The sequence below is a fragment of the Pseudomonas sp. Pseusp88 genome (genome assembly GCF_047303955.1).
Taxonomy (GTDB): Bacteria; Pseudomonadota; Gammaproteobacteria; order Pseudomonadales; family Pseudomonadaceae; genus Aquipseudomonas.
Map to the genome: position 1 here is coordinate 1 of NZ_JBGLYM010000069.1, position 7,726 is coordinate 7,726.

The window sequence follows — 7,726 nt, forward strand, 5'->3', positions numbered from 1 at the left end:
CCGTTGGGGCATAGGGGGATGTAGCGGGGGGAATGCTCTTGAATCATGGGTAACTCCTGTGTTGGTTAGGAATCACCACCGTCTGCGGCCAAGCAGATTGGGTGGCAACTGCACAAGGGTTGGCCGACCGGAACACAGGCAACCCGGCACACCCGAAGGTGTCCCTTGCGCAGTTGCCATGAAGCAACATTGCGGGCACAAAAAAAGCGCCTGCAATGAAGTCATGAGCGCTACTGCGCCTGTGTGTGATCGTTTCGAGCGGCCAAGCCCGGTCGCTGAATTGGCAGCGACGGCGAACTATAGGAGCGATCGGGATGAGCGCGCAAGGGGGACTTACTTCCCCCCATGCCACTGAGCAATCAGGCGATGCGCAGCGCTTTAAGCACCATCAAACTTTTCTCCGCGAAAGTCTCCGCCTGTTGCGTCAATTCGACGAGGTTATCTTCAGCAGACTCCATGGCTTTACCCTCTTTGACCAAGCGTTGTCCCTGCTCAGAAAGGATTTGCCAAGCATACTGAGCCCATTCCACCGGCTGTTTTTTGCCTTGCCGTATGGCTGTTAGAAAAATCTGTTGAAATCGATCCACTCCAACACCGCCGCCGGTCACTGGACTAGCCAAGAATTCGGCCCGCTTCTCAAAAAACGCCTGCTGGCATAGGTGTTGGTTCAATGCGGTACAGCGAGCATGCACTTGTTTCTCGGCAGCTTCACTTTGGCAAGGAGCAACAGCTCCCATTCCGACCAGAACAGCGATGGCCTGACTAACCGCAGAAAACGTGGGTGAAGGCAATGCAGCCGCCAATTGACGCAATGTCTTAGGGGTGTAAGCCTTGGAAGCCAATGCCTCGATCAGCGGCCCATAGATATCATGCTGCAGAGTAGCTTCGCTAAAAACTCCGGTGACCTTTGTCGGCACGCTGTCGGCAGACTGCATGAGCACAAAACGTGTATTAAGCATGCGCTCACGCTGCTCTCCAAGAGGGAGCGGACTTGCACCCCGGATGTACATGTCTTTACGAAACTGCTGGTTGACGAAATAATCGCGGGCTTGCTCCCGCATAATCGGATGCTCAATTCCATTCAGAAAGGCTTGGGCCTCAACGCTAAGATTAATAGCGTCCACTGTGTCTTGAGGCGTTGCAGTGCAGACATAGTCCAACTTGGCTGGCGCAAGAGCATCAACCACGTCGGTAAAATACATGCAGTTCCAATCGCGATTGAAATACTCATGGGCAACGTAATTACGGTTCTGCCCCATAACAGTCTGAAGTTTACCTTCTAATCCAGGCACTGCTTGTCCATAGAGAGGTTTGGCAGCCAATAGTTCCTCGGAAAATTTTAGTGCAGCGTCCACGCGGGCCACAGCGCCAGTGGAAGCTGAGACAAAGCGATCATGGAGAGTGAACAACTGTCGAAGCGGAGCCTGCGGCGACCAGCCCGGCATACAGTTGTAGCTGACATACAGTACACCGCCGGGCTTAAGATGGCGCCGAGCGAATTCCGTAATCAGTTTGTGGTTGTCACGGCTGATCCAGGTCCAAATACCATGAAGGCTGATACTGTCAAATTGTGGTAGATCATCTCGGGCCAATAACTGCTCAAAGCTGTCATCATACAACCGCGCCGAACTATTAAAACTAGAAGCAAGATCGCTGGCATAAGATGCGTGTGCCGGATTGAAGTCTGTAGCTACATAATGGCCAGGGTTGGCAGCGGCATGGATGTTTACTGACACACCTTGGCCGAAACCCAGTTCGCAATGGTGTGCAGTGGTGCTTTCCACGCTAGAAACCCCCCTAAGCAGCAAACAATAGCGCTGATAGACGGGGTTGATTTCCCGGTAATATCCATATGTATAACCAACATCAGTGAAATAGCCTTCACTCCAGATTTCGCTCATAGGTTCAGTCCGTTAAATCTATAAATTTTGGAGTTTTCTTATAATTGCATAGCCTTTCATCGACAAGTAAAAACTCTCTTCCGCACGTATTTTTCCGACAAAATACCGGCTGATGAGGCGTATCTGTCCCAAAGGCGCATGCTCGTCTAGTGATGATCTAAATTCCTTCATCCATGCTGGAACAGTTTTCTTCTTGCTCCTGCTCAGATCAAAGGCAACGAGAGCTACTGCCGTGACCTCACACGAAATGCGAAATTTGAGTTTTGCTCATCGACCTTAGCTACAGAGTTCGTCAAACTAGAGCACTGCGCGGCGCAGGAATGAAAGCGTCTGATTCAGTATCAGTAGGATCGAGCATAAATTATTAGGCCGCCTTAGCGGTAATTTAGGAGGAGTTATTAGATGGCTTACATCCCAATCAACCTAGAAGAACACAAAGATAAAAGCTGGGTGCGCCACCCAACACTATCCTTTGCCAAGAAAGACACAGTTGCCCCGGTTTTTATTAATGAGGTAGCTTTAGCGCTTCATTCGCTGCCTCTAGCCTTTGTAAAACAAGGTGAGCGTTTTGTATTGGTTGTAGTAATGGGACTAAAACCTGGCGAAAACCTACTAGTATCTGAAGATGGAAAATGGTTATCACACTTCCTTCCAGCTACTTATCGATGCAGCCCATTTGAGCTTATAGAAATACCTAACAGCCAAGAGCAAGTTTTATGCATAGATGAGACACGCATTTCTAATAAATCTGTAGGTGACCCATTTTTTAAAGAAAGTGGTGAGATCTCTGAGTCTGTAAGTGAAGCTTTTGATTTTATTAAAGGACTGTATTCTGCTCGAATCGCCACACAGATTGCTTGTTCGAAATTATCTGAACATAATCTCATCATGCCATGGGATGTCAAACTGGATAATGATGGTGAAATTGAAACAGTTAACGGCCTATACAAAATTGACGAAACTGCGCTATACGGCCTCACTGATGAAGGATTTTTAGATCTTAGAGAAAGTGGTGCCATCGGGGTTATTTACGCGCAGCTTTTTTCAGGAACTAAACTTCGCACTCTATCGAACCTAATGGCTGAGCATCGTCAAAATGCGTCTAAGTCCGTCAAAAAGTCAGGCGGTGATATTTTCGATTTCTCTGGATTGAATTAATCAGTTCATAAAAAAACCCCCGTTGTTCTTTCGAGCAACGGGGGTTTTTTAGTTTCGCCGAACTCCCTTGCCGAAGCAAGGGAGTCATATCCGAGGATATTAAGCGTAAACCAGTACACCTGCAGCAGCGTGAGTGCTGGTAGACAGGTCTTGAGTACCAGTCAGCTTAACGACGGTGTCGGTAGCGTCCAGGGACTTAATAGTGCCGTTGTCTTCAACAACGTAGGTGTTACCGTTGTAAGTACCCCATGCCACGTTACCAGCAGTAGCTGTGTTGGCGATCAGCAGGGTAGCGATTTCAACGTCAGTTTTACCAGCTGCAACAGAGGACAGATCAACTTTAGTTACCAGGCTAGTGGCAGTGAAAGTTGCGTCCAGAGTCAGGCTGTCGCCTTTAGCGAAGTCAGTGATGGTAGTAACTGGAGTACCACCTGCACCAACGACAGCTTTGATGACGAAGGAGTCTTTACCAGCACCGCCAGTCAGAGTGGAGCTGTTAGCACCAGTAGTCAGAACGTCGTTACCGCTACCACCGATCAGAACGTCACCGATGGAAGCCTTGGTGGTGTCCAGAGTAGCAGTGTTACCAGTCAATTTCAGGATGCCAGTAGCAGCAGAACCGTCGATTTTCGAACCAGTAGCAGTGGCAGCACCCAGGGACAGGGTGGTATCACCGTTGCCTTTGATGGTGAAAGTGCTGTTATCGCTCTGAGTCAAAGCGCCGAACGAGTTGGTAGCACCAACAGTACCGGCTTTGATGTTCGAGTTGATAGTGATGTTGGTCAGACCAGTAACGTTCAGAGTACCAGCAGTAGTACCAGCAGTAGCAGTGGTGCTACCGGTGTTGATGGTCAGGTCAGTAACACCGACTGCGCCGGTAACAACGTTACCGGTAGTGTTGCCAACGATGTCCAGAATCGAACCAGTTGCAACTTTGGAGATGGTGTTGACGCCAGCGCTAACTGCGAATTCCTTGATGGAAGTCAGCGAAGAAGCGTCAGCTGCGGAAGTGGCGGTACCACCCAAAGCCAGAACTTCAAAGCCAGTCGAAGCGTTGATTGCTTTGTAATCAGCAGCAACCAGAGCCAAGTTAGCAGTAGCAGCAGTAACACCCAAGGTGTCGATGCCAGCGCCGCCAGCCAGCTGAGCGCCGGAAGTCAGAGCAGCCAGGCTAGCTTGGGACAGGGTCAGAGTGTCTGCACCAGTACCGCCAGTGAAGGCGAAAGCTGCGTCAACAGTAGTACCCGAAGCGTTAACCGATACTTTACCGGTAGCAGTCGAAGCATTGATGGTTTTCAGGGTAGCCAGCGACTCGGTCAGAGTCAGGTTCTGATCGCCAGTGATGTTCAGAGTAGCTACTTTAGCGCCGGTGTTAGCCAGGGTCACTTTGCTAGCAGCAGTCAGAGCATTGATGGTTGCAGTAGTAGCAGTGCTGTTAACCAGATCAACGGTGATAGCCGAGGTGTTGGTCGCATCAGTACCAACGCCGTTCAGGGTTACGTTGGTAGCGTTGTTCAAAGCTACAACCGAAGCAGCGCTAGCGTTCACACCGTCCAGACGAACAGTTTGAGCAGCCGAAGTGTTGATACCAACGTTACCAGTCAGTACAGCTGGGGTGTCGATTTCAATACCAGTAACGCCAGTCAGAGCAGCGAAGTTAGTACCGGTTGCAGCCGAAACCAGAGTACCGCCTTTGATGTATACGTTTTCAACGCTGGTCAGCTGTGGCAGAACCAGAGCTGTGTCCAGGTTTGCGGTACCAACGAAGTACTTGAAGGTATCGGTGCCTGCGCCGCCATTGATTTGGTCAGCAGCAGAAACAGTGTTCGAAGCGGTAGCGCCAGAGTTGTCACCGATGAAAGTGTTGTTACCGCCATCGCCCAGCAGGTTGTCAACGGTAGTAGTCAGTACGAAAGTAGTACCAACCGAACCAACAGCAGTAGCTGCGGTTACAGCAGTTTGCGCGCCAGCAACAGCGGCAGTGGCGGTAGCGTTGTCAGAAGTAACGGTGTTCAGGAACGTGCGGCCCGAAGCGGCAGCAGCAGAACCCTGGTAGCCCGAGATTTCAGCAGCTGTGTCGATCTGCGCGGTGAACGCTTGAGCGGCAGTCAGCTTGTTCTGAACGGTGGCAGCGTCGCCAGCGCCAGCGTTCTGCTGGATGGTCCAGGAAGCCTGAGCCTGAGTCACTTTACCGGAGTCGATCTGGGCAACCCAGAAAGCCAGGCCAGCTGCGTCTGGGGAACGGTTGAAAACGTTCTGGTAGATAGCAGTTACTTTATCGATAGTCGACTTATTGCCGTACAGAGCTTGGGACTCAGCGGAAGCCGAGAAGCCAGCTTGAACAGCAGCGATGTTGCCGCCGGCTGCGTCGATGATGCCAGCCCAGTAGGCTTGACCGATTGGGTCGGCTGGGCGGCCGAAATAAGCGATGTACAGTTGTTGTACTTGAGCGAGGTAGGTGGAAGCAGCCATTGTTTACTCCAGGTTTCATTATAAAAAGAAGCTGACACATAAACGGACAATCTTTGTCTCGTTCACCAGCTGCCCAACACGTCCGTGCAGCCTTGTGCGGCACTCTAGCATAGGTCGCGGTGTATCTCAGCCGTTACGGTAGGAAAAAATGCATGAATTCGTAGGAAATTTTCCCGCATAGCCAAAAGCTATGGAAAATTCCTACAGCATAAATTCCACCTACCGACACCGATAATGTCAGATTGGCATTGATCGGCGTCTAATAGGCAGGAAATGCAACAGAATGTAAAGTATTTTTTTAAGGAAAATAGGGGGTTACGCAGGGTTTTTCGCAGGAGTCTTAGAAGCTTCTGGCATAGCTTTAGCATGATCCGTTAGAAGCTTAAGGCCTAAGGCCACCTGCTCAGCCCCTCTAACGCGCAGCACGGCGTCGGTGCGACGCGCCACGGCGATGTTGCGCTCATCTAACAACACCGGTTTACCCAAGGCACGATACGCCTCGATATGTTGCAGGCCTGTGTCAGGGTCGGCTGTTGTCTGGCCGGACAGCCACAGCAGGTCGGCTGTTTCAGGGGTGATCCATTCCACCGGCACCCAGCACGGTTGGCTGGCCGGTTGCGGGCGGTTGGCGGGGATGGGCGCCAGTTCCTTGAGTACGGTGCTGAAGGTGGCGTCCAGCGGGCTGCCGTGGCAGGCGATCAGCAGCGGGGTTTCAGTGCGTTCGGTGCCGGGGGTGCTGAGCAGCTTTTCAATGCGTTCGATCTGCAGACCGAAGGCGTACGCCTGAATGCGTTCGCGGCTGGCCTGGCCGTGGGCGGCGATCTGTTCGGGGGCATCTATATAGAAGCGCAGACGGTCGGCCAGGTCCTGGGCGTTGCCGGGTTCGGCCAGCCAGCCGGTGTGGCCTTCATCGACCAGTTCCGCAATGCCACCAATGCGCGAGGCAACCACGGGCAGGCCGCAGGCCATGGCTTCGGTGATGGTGACGGGTTGGTTTTCCGGGCAGACGGAGGGCAGCACGAACACGTGGGCCTGGGCGAAGCGCTCTGCAATGCGGGCGTTGGGCAGGCGGCCCCAGAATTGGGCGGAGACGTTGGGGGCTATGCTAGCTAGCTTAGCTATATAGCTAGCTAGCATGTGGCCGTCACCGACCATGTCCAGGTGGACCTTGTCATGGGGCAACAGGGCGATGGCTTCGAGCAGGGTCGGCACGCCTTTGTGGCCACCCATGTAGCCGGTGAAGAGGATGTTCAGGCGCGGGCCGGGCTCGGGCGGCGCGGTATTAATGAAGCGTTCCAGTTCAATGCCGTTGGCGATGACGTTCATGCGTTCGGCGGGGATGCCGTTGGCGATGTAGGCGTCGGCCAGGTAGTGGCTGGGGGAGATAAAGTGGTCGACGGCGTCGAGCTGCCAGCGCAGGTAGTCCTGGCGCAGGCGCTGCGGGACTTTGCGTTCGTTGACGTGGATGTGGCTGTGGCAGGTGTGGCATTGGGTGCTGTCATGGCACAGGCGGTTGGCCGTGGTGATGCGGGTGCTGTTGATGCAGAAGCCCCAGTGGTCGTGCAGGGTCAGGGCGATGCGGATGCCGCGGCTGCGCGCCAGTTGCAGGATGCCCAGGGACAGGCCGGTCATGTGGTGGGCGTGGATGACGTCGGGGTGCCAGTCTTCGATGAGGTTGAGGAAGATCTCTTCGACTTCTTTATGGGCGACGTTGTTGCCGGTGGCGGCGAAGTCCAGGGGTGTGAGGGCGATGCGGGTGATGGGCAGGCCGTCGAGGGTGTCGTGGGTGACGGGGTAGTCGGGCAGGCCATGGCGGTTGTCGCCGGCCAGCACGCGTACGTCATGGCCACGGGCGGCCAGGGCCAGGGCCTGGTGATGGGCGATGATTTCCGCGCCGCCGATGACATGGGGCGGGAAGAAGTTGGAGATAACCAGGACTTTCATCGAACAGCGCACCTAAATAGCTGGGTTACAGAAATGGAAATGTAGCGGCGGCCCGGTTCATGGGCTGCTGGTTTCAGTGTTGCCTGAGCTGTTGTCGCTCCTGTGGGAGCGAATTCTGTGGGAGCGAATTCATTCGCGAAAGCGGTGTTCCAGGCGCTGAAACTGCACCGGTTCTACCGCCCTCTTCGCGGATGAATCCGCTCCCACATTAGATCCGGTAGGGCCTCTGTTCCTGCTGTGGTCTCAAACCT

Annotated in this window: 4 protein-coding genes; 1 reads left to right on the forward strand and 3 read right to left on the reverse strand. The window is 53.4% G+C overall.

Annotation, left to right across the window (positions count from 1 at the left end; genetic code table 11):
- Positions 1-359: 359 nt before the first annotated feature.
- Positions 360-1,901, reverse strand: coding sequence for a class I SAM-dependent methyltransferase (locus ACCD02_RS32295; RefSeq protein WP_413310644.1), 1,542 nt, complete (start codon positions 1,899-1,901; stop codon positions 360-362).
- A 402-nt stretch (positions 1,902-2,303) separates the two neighbouring features.
- Here ACCD02_RS32295 and ACCD02_RS32300 point away from each other — a divergent pair, with 402 nt between their 5' ends.
- Positions 2,304-3,059 carry a SapC family protein gene (locus tag ACCD02_RS32300; protein ID WP_413310645.1) on the forward strand — a complete coding sequence of 252 codons (756 nt, stop codon included), beginning with the start codon at positions 2,304-2,306 and terminating at the stop codon, positions 3,057-3,059.
- Between the two features lie 99 nt (positions 3,060-3,158).
- On the opposite strand, the gene ACCD02_RS32305 is transcribed toward ACCD02_RS32300, so the two are convergent.
- Both ACCD02_RS32305 and ACCD02_RS32310 read right to left on the reverse strand, forming a co-directional pair.
- Positions 3,159-5,531 carry a DUF4214 domain-containing protein gene (locus tag ACCD02_RS32305; RefSeq protein WP_413310646.1) on the reverse strand — a complete coding sequence of 791 codons (2,373 nt, stop codon included), beginning with the start codon at positions 5,529-5,531 and terminating at the stop codon, positions 3,159-3,161.
- A 315-nt stretch (positions 5,532-5,846) separates the two neighbouring features.
- Complete coding sequence (locus tag ACCD02_RS32310; RefSeq protein ID WP_413310647.1) at positions 5,847-7,475, reverse strand: glycosyltransferase family 4 protein; 1,629 nt, start codon at positions 7,473-7,475, stop codon at positions 5,847-5,849.
- Positions 7,476-7,726: the final 251 nt, after the last annotated feature.

Coding starts and splice junctions, on each gene's coding strand:
- ACCD02_RS32295 (WP_413310644.1), bottom strand. CDS start 1,901: ATGAGCGAAATCTGGAGTGAAGGCTATTTCACTGATGTTGGTTATACA.
- ACCD02_RS32300 (WP_413310645.1), top strand. CDS start 2,304: ATGGCTTACATCCCAATCAACCTAGAAGAACACAAAGATAAAAGCTGG.
- ACCD02_RS32305 (WP_413310646.1), bottom strand. CDS start 5,531: ATGGCTGCTTCCACCTACCTCGCTCAAGTACAACAACTGTACATCGCT.
- ACCD02_RS32310 (WP_413310647.1), bottom strand. CDS start 7,475: ATGAAAGTCCTGGTTATCTCCAACTTCTTCCCGCCCCATGTCATCGGC.